Raw genomic sequence first — 20,299 nt, 5'->3', positions numbered from 1 at the left:
GACCGCTTGTTTAGCTTAATTTAACCCTAACTTACTTAATTTTTCAGTTTCTTCCTTAAAGCCTTCAATCGCCGCTTTGTCAAAGAAATATTGTGTCCCGCAGCATTCACATTGCATATCGATCACGCCTTGTTTTTCCTCCAACATTTCTTCGATTTCTTCTGCCGGCACCAGTAATAATGCGGAGCCTGAACGCTCTCTTGAGCAGCCACATTTAAATTCAGTATCTTGTGGTGGGTAAACTTCTACTTGCTCTTCGTGGTAGAGGCGATAGAGCAATTCTTCTGCCTCTAAACCAAATAACTCTTCATCTTTTACGGTTTCAGTGAGCGTGGCTAAATGCTCAAAATCATCTCTTGAGCCTGTGCCGTCCGGCATAATTTGTAGCAACATACCGCCTGCCACTGCTTTGCCTTCAAATTCGCCTGTGCGGATAACGAGGTGGGTTTGTAATTGCTCGGAGCGGGCGAAGTAATCTTCTAAACATTCACGAATGGTTGGTTTATCGAGAGCAATCACCCCTTGATAACGTTCACCATCGGTTGGGATAATAGAAATCACTAATACACCATTGCCGATCATTTCCGCTAACGAGGCTGTGTCTGCAATATCTGCCTGAACACGGGCTAAAGCACGGAGTTGCTGTTGGTCGTTACCGTTCACAACCGCCAATTTTAACGGGCCGTCACCTTGAATCTGCACAGTAATGTTGCCGTTAAATTTCATTGTTGCAGTCAGCAAACTGGTTGCGACTAACATTTCTCCGAGTAAATTTTGTACTGCTTTAGGGTAGTGATGGGTGTTTAAGGTCTCGGTAAAGGTGTTGTTTAAACGCACCCATTCGCCCCGTACCGCTCGGTCTTTGAATAAATAGCGGTAGAGTTTGTCATTGTCTTTGGTGTAATTCATTTTGATTCCTCGTTGCAAGCGGTCGATTATTACTCACAAAATTATTTCTAATTTTGTTCGCTCCTACGGAGCCGTTGGCAAAGCCAACGTTCAAAATGCAATGCATTTTGTGGCTAAAAATGTGCAAATCGAACGCTGTAGGGGCGAATCAATATTCGCCCGAAATAATTATATAGGGGCGAAAAATTTTTCGCCCCTACATTAGGATATTCAATATAGGGATTATTTTTCTGATTGCAAGGGCTTAGCTAAATTCTTGCTCTTTGAATTTGATTAAATCCCGCCGTTCTTTTTTGTTTGGACGGCGATCAGGGTGTGGCATTGAAAGAGCATTCGCTTTGCGGGCAAATACCATTGCCTCACGGTGTTTAATGCTTTTTTCGGTTTCACTGTAGAGCAGTTGGGCTTCCGGAGCCCCTCGGCGTTGGTCACTGAGGGCTAACACTTCCACCTCTTTTTCTTCATTGCCTTGGCGAAGTTTGATGATGGCACCGATCTCCACCGCTTTGCTAACTTTAGCTCTTTGCCCATTATAATGGACTTTACCCCCTTCAATCATTGCTTTGGCAATCGAACGGGTTTTATAAAAACGAGCCGCCCAAAGCCATTTATCTAGCCGAACTTCGGCGTCGTTTTGTTCTTTTTCGTGTTTATTTTTCATTTTCTGCCTTAAAATCAAAACAATAGTCGAAATATTAGAGCGAAAGTGAGATTTTTCAACTAAAATAACTCAAAAAGGTGAGATAAAATGATAAAACAACTTCCTGAAATTTTGAACATTAAAACAGTAGCGAAATCTCGCATTTTTGAGGTGCAAGCGGTCGATTTACGCTTTTCTAATGGCGAAGAGCGAACTTACGAACGACTTACGCCGAATCGCCGTTCTTCGGTAATGGTGATTCCGATTCAAAACAACGAGCTGATTTTTGTGAAAGAGTATGCGGTCGGCTCGGAGCGTTACGAGCTGGGTTTTCCGAAAGGCATTGTGGATGCAGGTGAAGAGCCGATTGAGAGTGCGAACCGTGAATTACAAGAAGAAATTGGTTTTGGGGCGAAAAAATTAGATTTTCTGCGGTCGCTTTACAGTTCGCCAAGCCATATGTACGGCTTAATGCACCTGTTTTTGGCACAAGATCTGTACCCATCAAAATTGGAAGGCGATGAGCCTGAACCGCTGGAAATTGTGCGTTATCCGTTGGATAAAATTGATCAATTATTGGCAGATCCTGATTTTGCCGAAGCACGGAATTTGTCCGCTCTATTTATGCTACGAGAATACTTAAAAAAATAGGCAAGGAGCTATTATGCAAACGCTAACTCAACCCCTACTCGAGAATATTATCAATATTGCCAAAGCAGCCGGTGAGCAGTTAAAGCAGCTTTATGCCCGCTCGGTGGCAATTAAAATCAAAGCCGATTGCACACCGGTGACGGAAGCGGATCTGATTATCAGCCAATTTTTAACTGAACGCTTGAAGCAACTCACACCAGATATTCCGGTATTATCGGAAGAGTTTTGCGATATTCCGTTTGCCGAACGCCAACAATGGCAAGAATATTGGATTATCGACCCGATTGACGGCACACAACAGTTTATTAACCGCACCGGTCAATTTTCAGTGGTGATTGCGTTAGTGCAAAAACGTGAGGGTAGAAATCAGCCGGTGCTGGGCGTTATTCATGCTCCGATATTAGGAAAAACCTATTTTAGTATGGAAGGTAGCGGTAGCTTTTTGCAAGAAAATGGAGAAATTCGACCGCTTGTCAAACCGAAACGTGCGGAGAATGCCCTTTTGATTGTTACCGTAGGCAGCGATTTACATGCAGAACAAGCTAAAAATGCCATTTCAGCCCCACAAATTGAGTGTGTAAAATATGGTTCGGGCAGTCTAAAAGCCGGTTTAGTGGCAGAAGGGAAAGCCGATTGTTATATCCGTTTTGGTGACACCGGCGAATGGGATACTGCTGTGGCAGAAGTGCTGTTAAGTGAAATGGGCGGCAAAATTTTCGACTTTAATTTTTCGCCGCTGACTTATAATCAGCGAGAAAGTTTGATTAATCCTTATTTTGTGATGGTGGCTGACGGCTCGATAGATTGGGATAAAATATTTTTATTCAAATAGGTAGTTCCGATTAGCAATTTTTATGATAATCTTGCACCCAACAAAATTTTAACAATTAGCAATAGGATAAATAAATGAATGCTGAAAATAGCTGTATCGTCATTTTTGGTGCTTCCGGTGACTTAACTTTTCGTAAATTAATTCCTGCTCTTTATAACTTATATAAGATTGGCAGATTGGGCGAGCATTTTTCCGTCCTAGGTGTTTCTCGTTCAGAATTAACCGACGAATCTTTCCGCCAAAAAATGCGTGATGCGTTAGTCAAATTTGAAAAAGCAAGCGGTGAAGAATTAGATAAATTTTGCGAACATCTTTATTACCAAGCTGTAAATACCTCTGATGCAGTGGATTATGCCAAGTTGCTGCCTCGTCTTGATGAGCTACACGATAAATATCAAACAGCCGGTAACACGCTTTATTACCTCTCCACGCCACCAAGTTTATATGGCGTGATTCCGGAATGTTTAGCCGCTCACGGCTTAACTACCGAAGAGTTTGGCTGGAAACGGATTATTGTTGAAAAACCATTCGGCTACGATATCGAAACCGCCAAAAAATTAGACGTACAAATCCACAAATGCTTTGAAGAGCATCAAATCTACCGTATCGACCACTATTTAGGTAAAGAAACGGTACAAAACTTACTCGTTTTACGTTTTTCTAACGGCTTATTTGAACCGCTTTGGAACCGTAATTTTATTGATTATGTGGAAATTACCGGGGCAGAATCCATCGGCGTTGAAGATCGTGGCGGTTACTATGATGGCTCGGGGGCAATGCGTGATATGTTCCAAAACCACTTATTGCAAGTATTAGCCATGGTTGCAATGGAGCCACCGGCAATTATTAATGCTAATTCAATGCGTGATGAAGTCGCAAAAGTGCTATATTGCTTGCATCCGCTAACTGAAGAAGACGTTAAACACAATGTGGTGTTAGGTCAGTATGCTCGTGGCACGGTAGACGGCAAAGAAGTGCCGGCTTACTTGGAAGAAAAAGGCGTGCCGGCTGATTCCAACACTGAAACCTTTATGGCGGTAAAATGTGAAATCGATAACTGGCGTTGGGCAGGTGTGCCGTTCTATGTGCGAACCGGTAAACGCTTACCAACCCGTGTGACGGAAATCGTAATTCATTTTAAAACTACACCACACCCGGTATTTAGCCAAAATGCTCCGGAAAATAAATTGATTATTCGTGTGCAACCGGACGAAGGCATTTCAATGCGTTTCGGCTTGAAAAAACCGGGAGCAGGCTTTGAAGCGAAAGAAGTCTCAATGGATTTCCGCTATTCTGATTTAAGTTCATCATCAAGCTTACTCACCGCTTATGAACGCTTACTCTTAGACGCACTTAAAGGTGATGCAACCTTATTTGCCCGTACTGATGCTGTACACGCTTGTTGGAAATTTGTGCAACCGATTTTAGGCTACAAAGCTAATCGTGGGCGTGTGTATGAATATGAATCCGGCACTTGGGGGCCAACCGAGGCAGATAAATTAATCGCCAGACACGGCAAAGTATGGCGAAAACCGTCCGGTACAATGAAGAAGAAAGTGTAAATTTCAGTTCCCCTCTTTTCTAAAGAGGGGTGATCTAACGAGGCAAATTATGAATAAAGTTATTTTCCCCACCGCCCAAGCTGCGGTTGAACAAATTGCTAAAGAGTTTATTGAATACAGCCATCAAAACCGCCCGGTGCATATTTCCCTTTCCGGTGGTTCAACCCCCAAATTATTATTCAAAACCTTAGCTCAAGCACCGTTTAATACCGAAATTCAATGGCAAAACCTGCATTTCTGGTGGGGGGATGATCGAATGGTTGCCCCAACCGATCCCGAAAGTAACTACGGCGAAGTGCAGAAATTACTGTTCGATCACATCGACATTCCAAGCGAAAATATTCACCGCATTCGTGGTGAAGAGAATGTAGAACAAGAACTTGCAAGATTTTCGGCAGAATTGACCGCTTGTGTGCCGAACTTGGCGTTTGATTGGATTATTTTAGGAATGGGAACAGACGGGCATACCGCCTCACTGTTCCCACATCAAACAGATTTTAATGATCAGAACGTTGCCGTGATCGCCAAACACCCAGAAACAGGGCAGATCCGCATTTCCAAAACGGCATCTTTAATTGAAAAAGCCAAACGGATCACTTACTTGGTCACAGGAGCAAGCAAAGCGGAAATTTTAAAAGAAATCCAAACCACTCCGGCAGAAAATTTACCTTATCCTGCCGCCAAAATTCAGGCGGAAAATGGGGTAACGGAATGGTATTTGGATAGTGAGGCGGCTAACTTACTCTAGGTCACAATCAGTGACCTTTACAAGCGGTTAAATTTTAGAAAAATGTTGCAAAGTATTTTTGTGATATTCATCGAAAAAGCAGAAAAATCTGCTCGTGGTATAGGCCAAAAATTGGCATAGTCTTTCTTATTTTGAGATCACAAAAGTGATCTTCACTGAAGAATAAGGAAGAAAGATGAATCCAATTCAATTAATTGAACCAAACATTAACTCTAAAATTTTTACTATTCGTGGCGAGCAAGTAATGCTAGATGTTCATTTGGCAGAGCTTTATCAGGTAGATACTCGAACCTTTAACCAAGCAGTAAAACGGAATGAAGAGCGATTTCCTGACATATTTCGTTTTCAATTAACAGAAAACGAATGGCTATCTTTAAGATCACAATTTGTGATCTTAAACGAAAATAGTGGGCGTGGCCAACATAGGAAATATCTTCCTTATGTCTTTACCGAGCAAGGCATTGCAATGCTTTCGGCAGTATTGCGTAGTGAAGTTGCAGTGCAAGTTAGCATTAAGATTATGCAAGCCTTTGTGCAAATGCGTCATCTTTTGCAAACAAATAGTGGTTTGGTACAACGCTTAGAAAGTGTAGAGCGTAAACAGTTGGAGATGTCTGGGTAGTTAGAGCAGGTGTTTCAATCTCTTGAAGGCAATAAGCCTAAAATGCAAGGGGTTTTCTTTGAAGGTGAAACCTTTAACGCTTATCAGTTTGTTACGGAATTAGTGAGAGGTGCAAAATCATCGCTGATTTTAATTGATAACTATGTAGATGATACCGTTTTAACTTTATTTACGAAACGATCGCATAACGTATCAGTTACGATTTATACGAAACAAGTATCTAAGCAACTTGCATTAGATTTGGAAAAATATAACAGCCAATATGCTCACATTAATGTGAAAATATTTGATAAATCTCACGACCGATTTTTGATTATTGATGAAAAAGAGCTTTATCATATCGGTGCATCACTTAAAGATTTAGGTAAGAAATGGTTCGCTTTTTCTAAAATGGATTTATCAATGAGCCGCATTTTAGAAAAGTTAGCGGAAAATCAATAAGGTATATTAATGAAAACACTCGGCATTTTAGGTGGAATGAGTGCGGAAAGCACGGTTTCTTATTATTTAGATATTAATCGCTCGGTGAATAAAGTATTAGGTGGAAATAGCAGTGCCAAGATTTTAATTTCGAGTGTCAATTTTGAAGAGATTGTACAATGCCAAAAGCAGGGAAATTGGCAAGCAGCCGCTGAAATTTTATCTGAACAAGCTAGATTGCTAGAACAAGCCGGAGCAGAAGGCATTTTATTGGCAACCAACACAATGCACAAAATTGCCGATCAAATTAGTAGCCATATCTCTGTGCCGTTTTTGCATATTTTGGACTGTGTGGCTGAGGCGATTTCAGCTCAAGGTCTGCAGAAAGTAGCACTCCTTGGCACAAAATTTACTATGAGTGATAATTTTTACAAAGACGGTTTATTGGAGCGTGGTATCACATCAATAGTACCAGATGAGGAAACGCAACAAGAAATTCATCGCATTATTTTCGAGGAACTCTGTTTAGGCAAGATTACTGAAAGTGCCAAAGCGTTTTATCTTCAGACTATTCAACAACTTAGTGAACAAGGTGCAGAAGGTGTGATTTTAGGTTGTACCGAAATCGGGTTGCTGATTAACCAAAACGACAATCCGTTACCGTTTTTCGATACAGCAGCATTACACAGCCAAATGGCGGTGGAGTTTATTTTAGGTTAATAAATGTTACAAGCGGTCAAATTTGCAAAAAATTTTACCAATTCGACCGCTTGCATAGAATCAAAAACAATAGGAGCAAACAATGTCACAAAAAGGCGATATCGGCGTGATTGGGCTCGCCGTAATGGGTCAAAATTTAATTTTGAATATGAATGACAACGGCTTTAAAGTGGTGGCGTACAACCGCACTACTTCAAAAGTGGATGAGTTCTTAGAAGGTGCGGCGAAAGGCACGAACATTATCGGTGCTTACTCGTTAGAAGATTTAGCGGCGAAGTTGGAAAAACCGCGTAAAGTGATGCTAATGGTGCGTGCCGGTGAGGTGGTGGATCAGTTTATCGAGGCTCTTCTGCCACATTTAGAAGAAGGCGACATCATCATTGATGGCGGTAACTCAAACTATCCGGACACCAACCGCCGTGTGAAAGCGTTAGCGGAAAAAGGCATTCGCTTTATCGGCTCAGGTGTATCGGGCGGCGAAGAGGGTGCTCGTCACGGACCGTCAATTATGCCGGGCGGTGATGAATCTGCGTGGCAATATGTGAAGCCGATTTTCCAAGCAATTTCAGCCAAAACCGACAAAGGTGAGCCTTGTTGTGACTGGGTTGGTCGTGATGGAGCAGGGCATTTTGTGAAAATGGTTCACAACGGTATCGAATATGGCGATATGCAGTTAATTTGTGAAGCCTACCAATTCTTAAAAGATGGTTTAGGTTTAAGCTATGATGAAATGCACGAAATCTTTAAAGAGTGGAAAAACACCGAATTAGACAGCTATTTGGTGGATATTACCACTGATATTCTTGCCTACAAAGACGAAGACGGCGAGCCATTGGTAGAGAAAATTCTCGACACCGCAGGTCAAAAAGGAACGGGTAAATGGACTGGTATTAACGCCCTTGATTTCGGCATTCCATTAACACTGATTACCGAGTCGGTATTCGCCCGTTGCGTATCTGCGTTTAAAGATCAACGTGTTGCGGCTTCAAGATTGTTTAACAAAGAAATTGGTAAAGTTGAAGGCGACAAAAAAGTATGGGTAGAAGCGGTACGCCGTGCGTTACTTGCTTCCAAAATCATCTCTTATGCACAAGGCTTTATGTTGATTCGTGAGGCTTCTGAGCAATTCGGTTGGGACATCAACTACGGCAATACCGCCCTATTATGGCGTGAAGGTTGTATTATCCGCAGCCGTTTCTTAGGCAACATTCGTGATGCGTATGAAGCCAACCCATATTTAGTGTTCTTAGGCTCAGACCCATACTTCAAAGATATTTTGGAAAACTGCTTGGCAGATTGGCGTAAAGTAGTGGCAAAATCGGTGGAAATCGGTTTACCTGTACCTTGTATGGCGTCAGCCATTACCTTCTTAGATGGCTACACCTCGGCACGTTTACCGGCAAACTTACTCCAAGCACAACGTGACTACTTTGGTGCTCATACTTATGAGCGTACAGACAAAGCTCGCGGTGAGTTCTTCCACACCAACTGGACAGGACGTGGCGGTAATACCGCATCGACCACTTATGATGTATAATTAATCTTTTTGAGCCACTTAATTCGATATTAAGTGGCTTTTTTATTGGATTTTTCTTCAAAATATCTTGGAGTGAATGTTTACAAGTTTGTATAATAATGGAGCGATTTTTCATTTATATTTAAGAAGAACCTATGCTTACCGATCAAGATATTTTTAATCGCTACCAAACAAAAAAATCAGAATTTGAAAAACAGGCAGATATTTCCCTTATTGGGCATTCCCTGTTTGATATGTGGGGCGATATGGAAAACGGCACGCCGAATTTAGCAGGAAAAACAGTTGCCAATTTGGGCTTATCAGGCACCAGCACCCGCCAATATTTGGATGTGATTACCCGACAAGAGCGAATTCAACACGTTGGCGATAATGTATTTATTTTTCTAGGCGTTAATGACATTGTAAAAGAGCCGGATTACTCGCCAAAACAAGTGTTAGAGTGGATTGGCGAAATTGTGGATTCTCTTCGCAAAATTAATCCAAATGCCAACTTTTTTCTATTGGAAGCCACACCGGTTAATAATATTACCACCACCAATAATGCTGCAATAAAAGAGCTCAATGCGTATTTTGAGGCAAATATTCCATCTGATTTGACTTATGTAAAAACGTGGGAATATTTTGCTGACAAAGAAGGGAATTTAGATCTAACTTTATGCCACGATGGATTACACTTCACCCAAGCAGGCTATGACCGCCTAGAGGCGATTTTAACCAAACATTTATAATGAAAAGCTTCAATAAGCAAGCGGTCTGAATTAGCAAAAAATTTCCAAATCCTGACCGCTTGTTAGTTAATTACAGTGCTTCAATCTCTTGATACTGCACCTGCAATTTCTCTAATCCACTCAGGTACTCTTGCATTTTTTCACGCTCTTTGGCGATGACTTGCTCTGGGGCTTTGGCGACAAAGGCTTCGTTTGAAAGTTTGCCTTCAATGCGAGCCACTTCACCTTTAAGTTTATCCATCTCTTTGGTGAGGCGAGCCAGCTCAGCTTCTTTGTTGATAAAGCCTGCCATTGGGATCAAGATCTCACCATTTGCGACCAGTTTCGCTACCGATAGCGGTGCATTTTCACCATTTTCCAGCACTTTCACGCTATCAAGTTTTGCCATCGATTTGAGCAACACTTCGTTAGCGTTGAGAATAGAGACTTCGTCCGCAGAGAAATTACGAGCGATTAAATCTAAACCTTTGCTTGGTGCGATGTTGCTTTCCGCACGAATGTTACGCACCGCCACAATCACTTCTTTGATAAAGTTGATTTGACTTTCGGCGGTTTCATCAATGGCAAGCGGGTCAAATTGTGGGAATTTTTGCAACATAATGGTATCGGCTTCAATACCTACAAAGCCTTTCACTTTCTGCCAGATTTCTTCGGTGATGAACGGCATTACTGGGTGGATTAAACGCAGGAGTTTTTCCAATACATTCACCAGCGTGCGACTTGCGCCACGGCGTTGTACATCTGTGCCTTTGAAGAAAATAGGTTTGGTCAGCTCTAAATACCAGTCGCAGAATTGATCCCAAGTAAATTCGTAGATCGCATTTGCCACTAAGTCGAAACGGTATTGGCTGAGTGCGGTGCGGAAAGTTTCCACCGTGCGGTTGAATTGGCTTTCAATCCAACGATCGGCAAGGCTAAATTCCACGTCGCCTTCGCTTAAATCCAACTTGTCATTGGTCAGCACATAACGGCTCGCATTCCACAGTTTGTTGCAGAAGTTGCGGTAGCCTTCTAAACGTTTCATATCCCAGTTGATGTCTCGACCGTTGCTGGCAAGGGCGGTGAGGGTGAAACGCAGAGCGTCTGTGCCGTGTGCCACAATCCCTTCGGCAAATTCTTTGCGGGTTGCCTTAGCGATTTTTTCTGCCAGTTGTGGCTGCATCATATTACCTGTACGTTTTTCGAGCAAATCGTCGAGACTGATGCCGTCAATCATATCAATCGGGTCTAACACGTTCCCTTTCGATTTCGACATTTTCTGCCCTTGCTCGTCACGGATCAAGCCTGTTACATACACGGTTTTGAACGGCACTTGCGGTTTGCCGTTTTCATCTTTGATGAAGTGCATCGTGAACATAATCATACGAGCCACCCAGAAGAAGATGATGTCAAAACCGGTAATCAGCACATCGGTCGGGTGGAACATTTTCAGTTCTTTGGTTTGTTCTGGCCAGCCTAACGTTGAGAACGTCCATAGACCAGACGAGAACCAAGTATCCAGTACGTCTTCATCTTGTTTTAATGGTAAGTCCGCAGGTAAGTTGTGTTTCGCACGCACTTCCGCTTCATCTCGTGCTACATAAACATTGCCCTGCTCGTCATACCACGCTGGAATGCGGTGTCCCCACCATAATTGGCGAGAGATACACCAGTCTTGAATATCACGCATCCAAGAGAAATACAGGTTTTCGTACTGTTTCGGCACGAATTGGATTTCGCCGTCTTCCACCGCTTTGGTCGCGACTTCCGCCAAAGGTTTGACAGACACATACCATTGGTCGGTCAGCATCGGCTCAATCGGCACGCCACCACGGTCGCCATACGGCACTTTTAAGTCGTGTGGTTTGATTTGATCTAACAGCCCAAGAGCTTCAAAATCTGCCACAATTTTCTTACGCGCGGCAAAACGCTCTAAGCTTTGATAGTCGGCAGGAATTGGGGCGGTGTAGTCGGAAAGCGGTTTACCGTCTGTGCCGATAATTTCGGCCTCTGCACGAATATCGGCATTTAAGGTCATCACATTCACCATCGGCAAGCCGTGGCGTTTGCCCACTTCGTAGTCGTTGAAATCGTGGGCAGGGGTGATTTTTACCACGCCCGTACCGAACTCACGATCCACATACTCATCGGCAATAATCGGGATTTCACGGTTGGCAAGCGGTAGGATTACGCTTTTGCCAATCAGAGCTTGATAACGCTCATCTTCAGGGTGAACCGCCACCGCAGTATCGCCCAACATCGTTTCAGGACGGGTCGTTGCCACCACTAAGTAATCCAAGCCGTCTGCGGTTTTTGCACCATTAGCCAGCGGATAGCGGAAATGCCACAGCGAGCCTTTGCTTTCTTTGTTTTCCACTTCCAAGTCAGAAATCGCAGTATGCAGTTTCGGATCCCAGTTTACGAGGCGTTTGCCACGGTAAATCAAGCCTTCTTCGTGCAAGCGAACGAACACCTCTTTTACCGCATTGGATAAGCCTTCGTCCATCGTAAAACGCTCACGATCCCAGTCAATCGAGTTGCCTAAGCGACGCATTTGCTGGCTGATCGTGCCGCCCGAATAGGCTTTCCAATCCCAGATTTTGTTGATAAAGGCTTCACGCCCATAATCGTGGCGGGTTTTACCTTCTTCCGCTGCGATTTTACGCTCCACCACCATCTGAGTGGCAATCCCTGCGTGGTCAGTTCCTGTTTGCCAAAGGGTATTGTTGCCCTCCATACGGTTAAAACGAATCAGCGTATCCATCAAGGTTTGCTGGAAAGCGTGCCCCATATGCAAACTCCCCGTCACATTCGGCGGCGGAATAGCGATACAGTAGCTCGGTGCATTAATATCTTCACTCGGCTTAAAATAGCCTTGCGATTCCCAGTGTTGGTAGAGCGCTTGCTCTACAGCGGAAGGGTTAAAACGGTCTTCCATTGTGAATTGTTTTGTCATTGGTTTTGTTTTCTCTTGTTTAATAATTTTTTCACTAGCTTAATCTTATAAAAAAGATCTTTGCCGTAAATGCTTTTATAGGTAATTAGTTATTTAAATTAAGGTCAACTAGAAGATTAATTGGGAATTTTTTGTTCCTCTTGCATTTTTCTTCGTTTTTCCCATAATTGCTTTCGGCTATTTAAACAGCTTTGCTCAATCTCTTTAATATCATCTTCTATATTGGATGAAAAATTGATTAATTTGATTGTCGGAGGAAATATACCGGTTTTATCTTCTTGCGTAGTTAATGTTAGTGTTCCTAGATTACTGTTAATTTCTTTAATTTTAAATGTTGATAGCTCGGTATATCCCCCACTAACAAGATAACTCAATTTCAACTCTCTATCGAAAATAAGATTTAATAATGTTGGCTTAGGGCTTTCCAATCTAAAACTCCAAGTTAGAGGTATTAACTCACACAGAGCTGTTGAAGTCATTTCCCCTAAAATCGAATTGTCATCTTTATTAACCATAAATTCAATGATAACATTTGGTTGCTCTTCAGGTATGTTCAATAATTTATAGTCGATAATGTAATTTGTATTTGTAGACCATAAACCATCCAGTTTTTTATTATATAGGTAATTCTCCTCGAAATTTTTCCAAATAATAGGCATGTTTGCGATGCGTTCTAAAATATCAGTTGTGAAGATACTCCATATGGCAGATATAAGAATAATAGGAATTTTGTTATTTTTTATGAACTGTTTTAAGCCATTCTCTTTTTTATGAGTACCAATAACTTTTTTAGACTTTTTCCTATTCTGTTTCATCTTTGTGTTTTTGTTCCAATATCCCCGATGGTGATCGTCTTCGACGAGAGCTTATTTATTTAAGAACCTATCAGAGATAGGCATAAGCGGTCTGTTTCGAGAAGTTTTTTGCAAAGTTTTTCTTTAATCCGACAGCTTGTCACCCACACACAAGCCGTGTGGGGTTACGCATAGCTGAGCCACTTTGTGGCTCTAAGTTACAGCTCCAAAGGAGCTGGGATTGTCGAGCCTAGCACGGCTCGTGCTAGGTGGTTTTAAACCCTAATTCCACTAATTCATCACAAAGCTGATTACACCAATTCGGTATTTTGTCTGAAATTTTTATCACTTTCTTATCAGCAATCTGCAAAATCAAATTCGGCTTGGTTTCTGAATTATCATAAATCAGTGTTTCATCATTGATAAAAATCGCTTCAATTAAATTTTCACGGCTAATGTGATAGCGTTTTCTAATGGTTTCTTCATCAATAAAATGTCCGCCGGCTTTCACTCTTGCTTTTACCCGTGCGATGTTAATTTTATAGCTATCGACACCAATATAATTTAATCGAGTTTTGAAATATCCTGCTTTGGCATTTTCCATTCGTTTTAGAATAGATTTACCCGAGAGGGTTGATTCCATTGAAAATGCAACCTGATTTTTTACTGCAAACTGAAATAGTTCGATTGCTTTTCTGCCCGCCTCAATATCGGCCAATCTTGGATTGAGTGGGTTAATCTGCATCGCAATATTATCGGAATCAATCACAATCTCGACTTTATCTTGATTGAAAGAACGTAAAGTAGATTTGCCGGCTCCGTTTGTGCCACAGTAAAAAATTGCTAGGTTATTGTGCATATTCAATCACTTTTTCCGTACCGTCCGGATAATGCTGAATTAAATCCCCATTTTCTCGGCGATACGTCAGCACTTCGTGCTTTTTCTTTTCTTCAAACCATGCTGTAAAGAGAATATCCAGTTCACGTTGTTTTTTCAGTAATTCTTCACGACTTGTCATTTTATGTCCTCTGTTTCAGAATCGCCAAATACCTTTCCAACTCAGCTAATTCATACTGACTAATCAATTCAACCAAACTACTAATATCTTGTTGATTTTTATGGAAATCATCAAAACATTGGTAATATTGGGCTCGATTGGTAAATTTAATATCAATCGGTAAATAGCCCTGTTTTAATAATTCAAAATTAATCAGTAATCGCCCTGTGCGCCCGTTTCCATCAATAAAAGGGTGAATGCTTTCAAAGGCTAAATGCAGCCAACTGATTGCCTCTATGGGATGAAGTGCGGCCAGTTTTTGTTGATATTTTTCAATCAATAATTGCATTTCTTCGGCAATTAAATAAGGGGGGGGTGGTTCATTTTCTGCCCCTAAAATTCGTACTGGAATTTTGCGATAAACCCCTCGGCTTTCCGCATTGCCCATTAATACCAGAGAATGAATATCTTTAATCGCTCGTTCGCTTAATGGTTCTTTATTGGCGACTAATTCATAAATATAGTTGAATGCATCCTTAAAACCGATAATATCTAAATGCTCCCAAATCGGTTTTTCGGCAATGGTCATTCCCTCTTTTAAAATGAGCACCGTTTCACGCAAAGTAATGGTATTGCCTTCAATTGCATTGGAATTATAGCTGCTTTCAATAATAAACTCTTCCCGCAGTCGTTGAACTTCGCTTTCAGATAATGGACGGCGTTGTGAAAGTGCTGTTTTTAATTGTTCGATTTTAGCTAATTTATTCATTCTAACACCATATCCAAATGCGCAATCCCATCTTCCAAATACACTTCTGAAACCGCTTTAAACCCAAAACTTTCATAAAACCCTTGCAGGTAACTTTGGGCTTGGGCGTGAATGGGTTGAGCAGGAAAATGTTCGCCACAATAATCCATCGCTTTTTGTACCAATTCCCTTGCTAAGCCTGAGCCACGATTTTCTTTCACCACCAACACTCTACCTATATGCACACCATCATTGGCTGGAATTAAACGGCAGTAAGCGGTCAGATTTTTTGCATTTTTTGCAAAGAAATGCACCGCTTGCAGGTCTTTATTATCGACTTCTTGGTAAGGGCAGTTTTGCTCAACCACAAACACCGCTGTACGTGCGTGGTAAATCTCAAACAACTCTTGGGTGGATAGTTCATCAAAGCGTTTTGCGTGCCAAGAGAGGTTTTTTAGCATTGTATCGTTTCCAGTTGCCAACCAAGTTGGCGGTATTGTTTATAGCGGTCACGAGCCTGTGCTTTGGCGGTTTCTTCCACCGGCACGAAATCAATAATCTGGGTAAAACTGCCGATAAATTCGGGGAGTTGGGTTTGGAGTGAAATCAACAAATCCCGACGTTGAGCATTGCGTTTACCTTTCCACGAAATTTCGATAGGCGTTGGGTAAGTGGTGATTTCTCCCGATAAATTGTGCGGCACGAACGAATCCGGATCTCTTGCCCAAAGTGCTTCGTCAATATTTAACGCTTGTTGCTCGGTTTCGCATGCAATCAGTACCCGTTTACTTAATCGCCACGCTTGAGCCGCAAGTTCGCAGGCTTGCATTTCAGCAGCGGAAAGCTCGGCTGCATCGGCTTGGCTTAATAGATAAAATTGTACTTGTTTCACAGAATGTTCCCAGAAATTCAATCAGATATTTAAACTTAATATTCTAGCTGAAAATGAGTAAAATATAAAATCTAAGCGTTTGTTTTTGCAAAAAATTGAGAAAAAATGACCACTTGTGTTGCGTTGCCTTGAGGAACTAATTAGCTTTTAGACGTTCTAAGAGAACAATGCACTATTTCAATAGTTGGAAATTGTGTAGAATACCCACTTCATTTAGCTATTTTATAAGGAACTTACTATGGGCTTATTTGATTTTGTTGGCGACATTGGTCGTAAATTATTTAATAAAGAAGAAGATGCTTCAAAAGCGGTTACAGAGCATTTGGCGGAAGACAATCCGGGCGTTGAAAATGTAAACGTAACGGTTGAAAACGGGGTAGCGAAAATTTCAGGCATTGCTTCAACCGCAGCAGCTGTTGAGAAAGCGGTATTGATGGCGGGTAATGTGGCTGGTATCACTGAGGTAAATATTGATGAAGTGACCTTGCCTGATGACGTGCAACTTGCAAGTGATGATGAGCTTTATGTTATCCAAAAAGGGGATACGTTGTGGGAAATCGCCACAAAAGCTTATGGTAACGGTGCAAAATATAAAGCGATTGTAGAAGCAAATAAAGAAGTTATTAAAGACGAAAATAAAATCTTCCCAGGGCAAAAAATTCGTATCCCGAAAGGTTTATAATCAAATTGAAAGAGCTAAGCTGGTCGAAAGTTTAGCTCTTTTTGTAGGTGGTGTTAGACTGAAAATGGATATTGAATGGCAGGGTGGTATTCATAACCTTCAACTTTGAAATCATCTAAGCTCACCCAAGTTTCTAAATCTTCTAAGGATTTTATATCAGGATTAATGATTAATTTAGGTGCATTGAGTGGTTCTCGCTTAAGTTGAACATCACGCATTAATTCTAGTTGATCTTCATAAATATGCGCATTGACAATTTTATGGAACGCTTGTCCTGCCTTATGCCCTGTAATTTGAGCCATTAAAGCTAAAAAGGTATAGCATTGAATCATATTCCAATTTAACCCAAGCGGTACATCTGCCGAACGCTGAGTACTATTCAGGTAAAGCGTGCCATCAAGTAGAGAAAAATGATGGCTGTGTAAACAAGGACGTAAGCAGCCCATATGGAAAGCGCCGGGGTGGTAGAAGGTATAAATTTCACCACGGTTATCAATTCCTTTTTTCAAATCGTCCACAATTTGTCGCAATAAATCGACTGAGCCACCGTCTGGTTTCGGGAAATTACGCCCTACTGCGCCGTAAACCAAGCCCATATCATCTTCCCCTTTTCGATAGGGATTAGCAAGCCATTGTGCATTTTCATTTGCATTAGCGTCCCACGATTTTGTGCCTAATTGACGGAAATCAGCAGCATTACTATAGCCTCGAATATAGCCTAAAAGTTCGGCAATCGCAGCTTTCCAATAACTACGGCGAGTGGTAACTAAAGGAAATTCTCCTTTTTCTACGTCATAAGTTAAGTCAGCATTAATGACTGTGAGGCAGTGTTTGCCTGTACGTTCATTTGCAACCCATTTGCCTTCGCTAACGATGCGGTTACATAAGTCTAAATACTGTTTCATTATTTACCTCATAAAAAATTTTAGGTAATTTTGCCATTTATTCGGTAAAATAGCTAAAACTTTATGACACAACACAATAAGGAGTTATGGATATGAAAGGTATAATGAAATCCATTCTGGGTTTTTCCACCGCTGTTTTTTTAGCAGCTTGTTCATCGAATAAAAGCGGTTGGACACGTTTAAATGATAATGATGTTGATCAGAAATCTTATGCTATTGCTTATGGTGCAACGGCTCAGACTTATGCGGATAGAGTAAATGAAAGCTATGATATCAATTCCTTTATGAATGGGGTAAATGATTGGTACACTAAAAAGGTTACATTGCCAATTGAGCAAATTAGAGCAATAACGATTAATCGAATGTTAGACCATAATGTGTATGCTTATTATAGTGGTGTGATTTATGCCGCAGATTTGCAGGCAAATTTCAATCATTTAGATCCTAATTGTTGGGGGCTTGTTCAACCAGCGAGTATGACCCAGGGCATTCACGATGCGATGTTAGATTTACAGAAGAACAAAGTTCGTGGAGATGAGTATATCAAAAATGGGGTTGAGCAAATATTGCACCTTTGTGTAAAAACGATTGCTGAAGATGAAAATAAATCGCAATCTAAAGGTAAAACCAAAAAGCATAAATAAGTTAAGCTATGACAAGCGGTAAAATTTTTAAAAAATTTTACCGCTTTTTTATAACCGTATGAAATGTTTAATATTTATTCTATGAAACTTAAAAAAACAGCGTTTTGTTTATTCAATAGGCAAACACTCGGGATTTTTCAATTTTCAGGAAAAAGAATTTGACATCTTTTTAAATTCTAGTAATATGGCGCCCACAGACACAGTGAGTGGTGAGATGGCCGAGCAGGCTGAAGGCGCTCCCCTGCTAAGGGAGTATAGGGTTAAAAAGCTCTATCGAGGGTTCGAATCCCTCTCTCACCGCCATTTACTTTATCACGCACCCGTAGCTCAGCTGGATAGAGTACTCGGCTACGAACCGAGCGGTCAGAGGTTCGAATCCTCTCGGGTGCGCCATTTTAATTTTTACTCTATTTAAATTAAAATGGTTGCTGATAAAATTAAATAAACTTACAATTCAAATATACGCACCCGTAGCTCAGCTGGATAGAGTACTCGGCTACGAACCGAGCGGTCAGAGGTTCGAATCCTCTCGGGTGCGCCATTTCTATATTATATCCATTATATTCCCATTTTATTTTTTTAATAAATAATTAAACTATAAAGTATTATTCCGTTAATTTGTAATTTCAGATAGGCTTAATGCTTAGCTTGAAATAATGAGGATTTTAAATTGAAAGGATTAATTGCTCGCCTTTTTATTGCCGTAGCATTGTTACTGTGGGCTTGGGATATGATTTTTCCTTGGCAAAAAATCATTCATTCAGAAGCAAATCATTATACACAAATTCAGCAAAGCAAAACGTTAAAGGTTGGAATGATCAACCATCCACTTTCTTACTTTGTTGGTCCTGAAGGAAAAAGTGGCATTGAATATGATTTAGCAACAGCCTTTGCTCAATATTTAAAGGTCAATCTTGATATTAAAACTTATGATAGTAGCGAGAAATTGTTTGAGGCCTTAAGAAATAATGATGTTGATATTGCTGCCGCTGGGCTGCTTTACCATTCTGAATTAAACGATGAATTTCAGATAGGTCCTTCCTATTATTCGGCTTCTTGGCAGCTTGTTTATAAAAAGGGAAGTGCTAGACCATATCGACTTTCCGATTTGCGGGAAAATGTGATTATTCCAGCCGGTTCTGCGGTAATTCCAATATTAAATCAGCTTAAGGTGGATAATCCGGAACTAAAATGGCAGATCTCGGATAAATTTACACAAGAAGAGCTATTGTTAAAAGTCGCACAAGGTGAAATTTCACATACAATTGCAATGTCGGTTGATATTTCTGCTGCACAGCATATTAATCCTAATTTAGCCGTAGGGTTTGATTTAACTGATGAAAACCCAGTGTTATGGTATTTAGCAAATAGTTCTTATAGTGAACTGCAATCTGTGCTGCTGGATTTTATGTCTTATTCTATGGAAACGGGGCTGATATCAAGAATAGAAGAGAAATATTTTAATCATTTAGCTAAGTTTGATTATGTTGATATTCAGAGCTATTTGAATGCAATTAAAACTATTTTACCTAAATATGAACCCCTTTTTCGGGCACATAAAGGTGAATTAGAATGGCAAATGCTGGCGGCTATCGCCTATCAGGAGTCTCATTGGGATCCTAATGCAACTTCTCCAACCGGAGTGAGGGGAATTATGATGTTGACAAAAGATACGGCAGATAGAATGAAAATTTCTGATAGGACTAACCCTGCACAAAGTATCAAAGCGGGATCTGAATATTTACATATGCTAATGAGACAAATGCCGGAAACTATTCCTCAAGCAGATAGAATTTGGTATAGCCTAGCAGCGTATAATATGGGATTGGGGCACTTGTTGGATCTTCGTCGATTAACAAAACAACTTGGTGGTGATCCGGATAATTGGCTTGATGTTAAAAAGAATCTGCCATTGCTTGCGGAAAAACGTTATTATGCTAATCTAAAATACGGCTATGCTCGAGGATATGAAGCATTACAGTATGTTGAAAATATACGGCGTTATTATGGTAGTATTATTAATTATCAACGAGTTGAAGAGCAAAAGATGCAAGAACAAGAAAATTTACCAGATGGTCAAATAAAACAGGAGAATTCTTCTTATGAGAAAATTGAAGAAAAAGAAATCCCTACCGACAAGGAAATTACGCCTGCGTCAAATTAAGCAAATTAAAGATAGAAAAAGATTAATTTCTGCACGTAGAAAGGCATTTATGCAGATGCAACAGGCCATCTGAATTTATTTGTAGAAGATCAGACTTGATCTGACAATTCACTCTAAAAAGTGAGAGTTTCCCGTTTAGAATATGAGTGTCAAAAATCAATCTAAACA

Annotated in this window: 22 protein-coding genes and 3 tRNA genes; 15 read left to right on the top strand and 10 right to left on the bottom strand. The window is 40.8% G+C overall.

The window, feature by feature from the left end; translation table 11 throughout:
• Positions 1-15 precede the first annotated feature (15 nt).
• Together hslO and hslR are read right to left on the bottom strand one after the other, a co-directional pair.
• Positions 16-909, bottom strand: coding sequence for an Hsp33 family molecular chaperone HslO (hslO, locus tag EDC41_RS09695; protein ID WP_006250907.1), 894 nt, complete (start codon positions 907-909; stop codon positions 16-18).
• A gap of 244 nt (positions 910-1,153) precedes the next feature.
• Positions 1,154-1,570: a ribosome-associated heat shock protein Hsp15 gene (hslR, locus tag EDC41_RS09690; protein ID WP_006250909.1), complete on the bottom strand. Its 417-nt coding sequence runs from the start codon at positions 1,568-1,570 to the stop codon at positions 1,154-1,156.
• Between the two features lie 87 nt (positions 1,571-1,657).
• Here hslR and nudE point away from each other — a divergent pair, with 87 nt between their 5' ends.
• From nudE to EDC41_RS09650, 9 genes are all read left to right on the top strand, one after another.
• Positions 1,658-2,200, top strand: coding sequence for an ADP compounds hydrolase NudE (gene nudE / locus EDC41_RS09685; protein ID WP_006249550.1), 543 nt, complete (start codon positions 1,658-1,660; stop codon positions 2,198-2,200).
• 13 nt (positions 2,201-2,213) lie between these two features.
• Positions 2,214-3,032: a 3'(2'),5'-bisphosphate nucleotidase CysQ gene (cysQ, locus tag EDC41_RS09680; protein WP_006249551.1), complete on the top strand. Its 819-nt coding sequence runs from the start codon at positions 2,214-2,216 to the stop codon at positions 3,030-3,032.
• A 74-nt stretch (positions 3,033-3,106) separates the two neighbouring features.
• The gene (zwf, locus tag EDC41_RS09675) at positions 3,107-4,594 is read left to right on the top strand and encodes a glucose-6-phosphate dehydrogenase (RefSeq protein WP_006250910.1); all 1,488 of its coding nucleotides are present in this window, start codon (positions 3,107-3,109) and stop codon (positions 4,592-4,594) included.
• Positions 4,595-4,643: 49 nt separating this feature from the next.
• On the top strand, positions 4,644-5,342 hold the full coding sequence (gene pgl, locus EDC41_RS09670) for a 6-phosphogluconolactonase (protein WP_006250911.1): 699 nt from the start codon (positions 4,644-4,646) through the stop codon (positions 5,340-5,342).
• A gap of 175 nt (positions 5,343-5,517) precedes the next feature.
• A complete protein-coding gene (locus EDC41_RS13905) occupies positions 5,518-5,964 on the top strand; it encodes an ORF6N domain-containing protein (RefSeq protein ID WP_006252876.1) in 447 nt (148 codons plus the stop codon).
• Positions 5,965-5,973: 9 nt separating this feature from the next.
• Positions 5,974-6,405: a DNA-binding protein gene (locus EDC41_RS13900; protein ID WP_006252875.1), complete on the top strand. Its 432-nt coding sequence runs from the start codon at positions 5,974-5,976 to the stop codon at positions 6,403-6,405.
• A 9-nt stretch (positions 6,406-6,414) separates the two neighbouring features.
• Positions 6,415-7,104, top strand: coding sequence for an aspartate/glutamate racemase family protein (locus tag EDC41_RS09660; RefSeq protein WP_006249555.1), 690 nt, complete (start codon positions 6,415-6,417; stop codon positions 7,102-7,104).
• Between the two features lie 82 nt (positions 7,105-7,186).
• Complete coding sequence (gene gnd, locus EDC41_RS09655) at positions 7,187-8,641, top strand: decarboxylating NADP(+)-dependent phosphogluconate dehydrogenase (protein WP_006249556.1); 1,455 nt, start codon at positions 7,187-7,189, stop codon at positions 8,639-8,641.
• Between the two features lie 134 nt (positions 8,642-8,775).
• Complete coding sequence (locus EDC41_RS09650; RefSeq protein ID WP_006249557.1) at positions 8,776-9,369, top strand: SGNH/GDSL hydrolase family protein; 594 nt, start codon at positions 8,776-8,778, stop codon at positions 9,367-9,369.
• Between the two features lie 70 nt (positions 9,370-9,439).
• On the opposite strand, the gene EDC41_RS09645 is transcribed toward EDC41_RS09650, so the two are convergent.
• From EDC41_RS09645 to EDC41_RS09620, 7 genes are all read right to left on the bottom strand, one after another.
• The gene (locus tag EDC41_RS09645; RefSeq protein ID WP_020824259.1) at positions 9,440-12,304 is read right to left on the bottom strand and encodes a valine--tRNA ligase; all 2,865 of its coding nucleotides are present in this window, start codon (positions 12,302-12,304) and stop codon (positions 9,440-9,442) included.
• Between the two features lie 116 nt (positions 12,305-12,420).
• On the bottom strand, positions 12,421-13,119 hold the full coding sequence (locus EDC41_RS09640; RefSeq protein WP_006249559.1) for a hypothetical protein: 699 nt from the start codon (positions 13,117-13,119) through the stop codon (positions 12,421-12,423).
• 244 nt (positions 13,120-13,363) lie between these two features.
• On the bottom strand, positions 13,364-13,957 hold the full coding sequence (locus tag EDC41_RS09635) for an ATPase (RefSeq protein WP_006249560.1): 594 nt from the start codon (positions 13,955-13,957) through the stop codon (positions 13,364-13,366).
• Complete coding sequence (locus EDC41_RS13555) at positions 13,947-14,117, bottom strand: hypothetical protein (RefSeq protein ID WP_006249561.1); 171 nt, start codon at positions 14,115-14,117, stop codon at positions 13,947-13,949. The genes EDC41_RS09635 and EDC41_RS13555 overlap by 11 nt, the downstream gene beginning before the upstream one ends.
• Before the next feature lies 1 nt (position 14,118).
• Positions 14,119-14,865 carry a Fic family protein gene (locus EDC41_RS09630; RefSeq protein ID WP_006250915.1) on the bottom strand — a complete coding sequence of 249 codons (747 nt, stop codon included), beginning with the start codon at positions 14,863-14,865 and terminating at the stop codon, positions 14,119-14,121.
• The gene (locus EDC41_RS09625) at positions 14,862-15,305 is read right to left on the bottom strand and encodes a GNAT family N-acetyltransferase (protein WP_006250916.1); all 444 of its coding nucleotides are present in this window, start codon (positions 15,303-15,305) and stop codon (positions 14,862-14,864) included. Before EDC41_RS09625 ends, EDC41_RS09630 begins: the two co-directional genes overlap by 4 nt.
• Positions 15,299-15,736, bottom strand: coding sequence for a DNA polymerase III subunit chi (locus EDC41_RS09620; protein WP_006250917.1), 438 nt, complete (start codon positions 15,734-15,736; stop codon positions 15,299-15,301). Before EDC41_RS09620 ends, EDC41_RS09625 begins: the two co-directional genes overlap by 7 nt.
• 238 nt (positions 15,737-15,974) lie before the next feature.
• Between EDC41_RS09620 and lysM the strand changes: the two genes are divergently transcribed.
• Positions 15,975-16,418 (top strand): peptidoglycan-binding protein LysM, encoded by a 444-nt coding sequence (gene lysM / locus EDC41_RS09615; protein ID WP_006249564.1) that lies wholly within the window; start codon positions 15,975-15,977, stop codon positions 16,416-16,418.
• Between the two features lie 53 nt (positions 16,419-16,471).
• Here the strand turns inward: lysM and EDC41_RS09610 are convergent, their stop codons facing one another.
• Positions 16,472-17,323, bottom strand: a complete 852-nt coding sequence (locus EDC41_RS09610; protein WP_006249565.1) for a thymidylate synthase — start codon at positions 17,321-17,323, stop codon at positions 16,472-16,474.
• Between the two features lie 92 nt (positions 17,324-17,415).
• Between EDC41_RS09610 and EDC41_RS09605 the strand changes: the two genes are divergently transcribed.
• The 5 genes from EDC41_RS09605 to mltF all read left to right on the top strand — a co-directional run bounded on the left by EDC41_RS09605 (position 17,416) and on the right by mltF (position 20,131).
• On the top strand, positions 17,416-17,967 hold the full coding sequence (locus EDC41_RS09605) for a hypothetical protein (RefSeq protein ID WP_020824258.1): 552 nt from the start codon (positions 17,416-17,418) through the stop codon (positions 17,965-17,967).
• A 208-nt stretch (positions 17,968-18,175) separates the two neighbouring features.
• Positions 18,176-18,270: transfer RNA gene (locus EDC41_RS09600), tRNA-Ser, on the top strand.
• Positions 18,271-18,283: 13 nt separating this feature from the next.
• Positions 18,284-18,360, top strand: a tRNA-Arg gene (locus EDC41_RS09595).
• A 71-nt stretch (positions 18,361-18,431) separates the two neighbouring features.
• A tRNA-Arg gene (locus EDC41_RS09590) sits at positions 18,432-18,508 on the top strand.
• A 129-nt stretch (positions 18,509-18,637) separates the two neighbouring features.
• Positions 18,638-20,131, top strand: coding sequence for a membrane-bound lytic murein transglycosylase MltF (mltF, locus tag EDC41_RS09585; RefSeq protein ID WP_006250142.1), 1,494 nt, complete (start codon positions 18,638-18,640; stop codon positions 20,129-20,131).
• Positions 20,132-20,299 lie beyond the last annotated feature (168 nt).

The organism is Mannheimia haemolytica (assembly GCF_004342115.1).
Lineage (GTDB): Bacteria > Pseudomonadota > Gammaproteobacteria > Enterobacterales > Pasteurellaceae > Mannheimia > Mannheimia haemolytica.
This window is presented reverse-complemented; position numbering and strand designations above follow the sequence as displayed.

Excerpts from the sequence above, each read along its gene's own strand:
- EDC41_RS09625 (WP_006250916.1), bottom strand. The coding sequence starts at position 15,305 with ATGCTAAAAAACCTCTCTTGGCACGCAAAACGCTTTGATGAACTATCC.
- EDC41_RS09660 (WP_006249555.1), top strand. The coding sequence starts at position 6,415 with ATGAAAACACTCGGCATTTTAGGTGGAATGAGTGCGGAAAGCACGGTT.
- nudE (WP_006249550.1), top strand. The coding sequence starts at position 1,658 with ATGATAAAACAACTTCCTGAAATTTTGAACATTAAAACAGTAGCGAAA.
- EDC41_RS09640 (WP_006249559.1), bottom strand. The coding sequence starts at position 13,119 with ATGAAACAGAATAGGAAAAAGTCTAAAAAAGTTATTGGTACTCATAAA.
- cysQ (WP_006249551.1), top strand. The coding sequence starts at position 2,214 with ATGCAAACGCTAACTCAACCCCTACTCGAGAATATTATCAATATTGCC.
- EDC41_RS09645 (WP_020824259.1), bottom strand. The coding sequence starts at position 12,304 with ATGACAAAACAATTCACAATGGAAGACCGTTTTAACCCTTCCGCTGTA.
- EDC41_RS09605 (WP_020824258.1), top strand. The coding sequence starts at position 17,416 with ATGAAAGGTATAATGAAATCCATTCTGGGTTTTTCCACCGCTGTTTTT.
- gnd (WP_006249556.1), top strand. The coding sequence starts at position 7,187 with ATGTCACAAAAAGGCGATATCGGCGTGATTGGGCTCGCCGTAATGGGT.
- pgl (WP_006250911.1), top strand. The coding sequence starts at position 4,644 with ATGAATAAAGTTATTTTCCCCACCGCCCAAGCTGCGGTTGAACAAATT.
- EDC41_RS09650 (WP_006249557.1), top strand. The coding sequence starts at position 8,776 with ATGCTTACCGATCAAGATATTTTTAATCGCTACCAAACAAAAAAATCA.
- EDC41_RS09635 (WP_006249560.1), bottom strand. The coding sequence starts at position 13,957 with ATGCACAATAACCTAGCAATTTTTTACTGTGGCACAAACGGAGCCGGC.
- hslR (WP_006250909.1), bottom strand. The coding sequence starts at position 1,570 with ATGAAAAATAAACACGAAAAAGAACAAAACGACGCCGAAGTTCGGCTA.
- lysM (WP_006249564.1), top strand. The coding sequence starts at position 15,975 with ATGGGCTTATTTGATTTTGTTGGCGACATTGGTCGTAAATTATTTAAT.
- EDC41_RS09630 (WP_006250915.1), bottom strand. The coding sequence starts at position 14,865 with ATGAATAAATTAGCTAAAATCGAACAATTAAAAACAGCACTTTCACAA.
- EDC41_RS09610 (WP_006249565.1), bottom strand. The coding sequence starts at position 17,323 with ATGAAACAGTATTTAGACTTATGTAACCGCATCGTTAGCGAAGGCAAA.
- hslO (WP_006250907.1), bottom strand. The coding sequence starts at position 909 with ATGAATTACACCAAAGACAATGACAAACTCTACCGCTATTTATTCAAA.
- EDC41_RS13905 (WP_006252876.1), top strand. The coding sequence starts at position 5,518 with ATGAATCCAATTCAATTAATTGAACCAAACATTAACTCTAAAATTTTT.
- EDC41_RS13555 (WP_006249561.1), bottom strand. The coding sequence starts at position 14,117 with ATGACAAGTCGTGAAGAATTACTGAAAAAACAACGTGAACTGGATATT.
- zwf (WP_006250910.1), top strand. The coding sequence starts at position 3,107 with ATGAATGCTGAAAATAGCTGTATCGTCATTTTTGGTGCTTCCGGTGAC.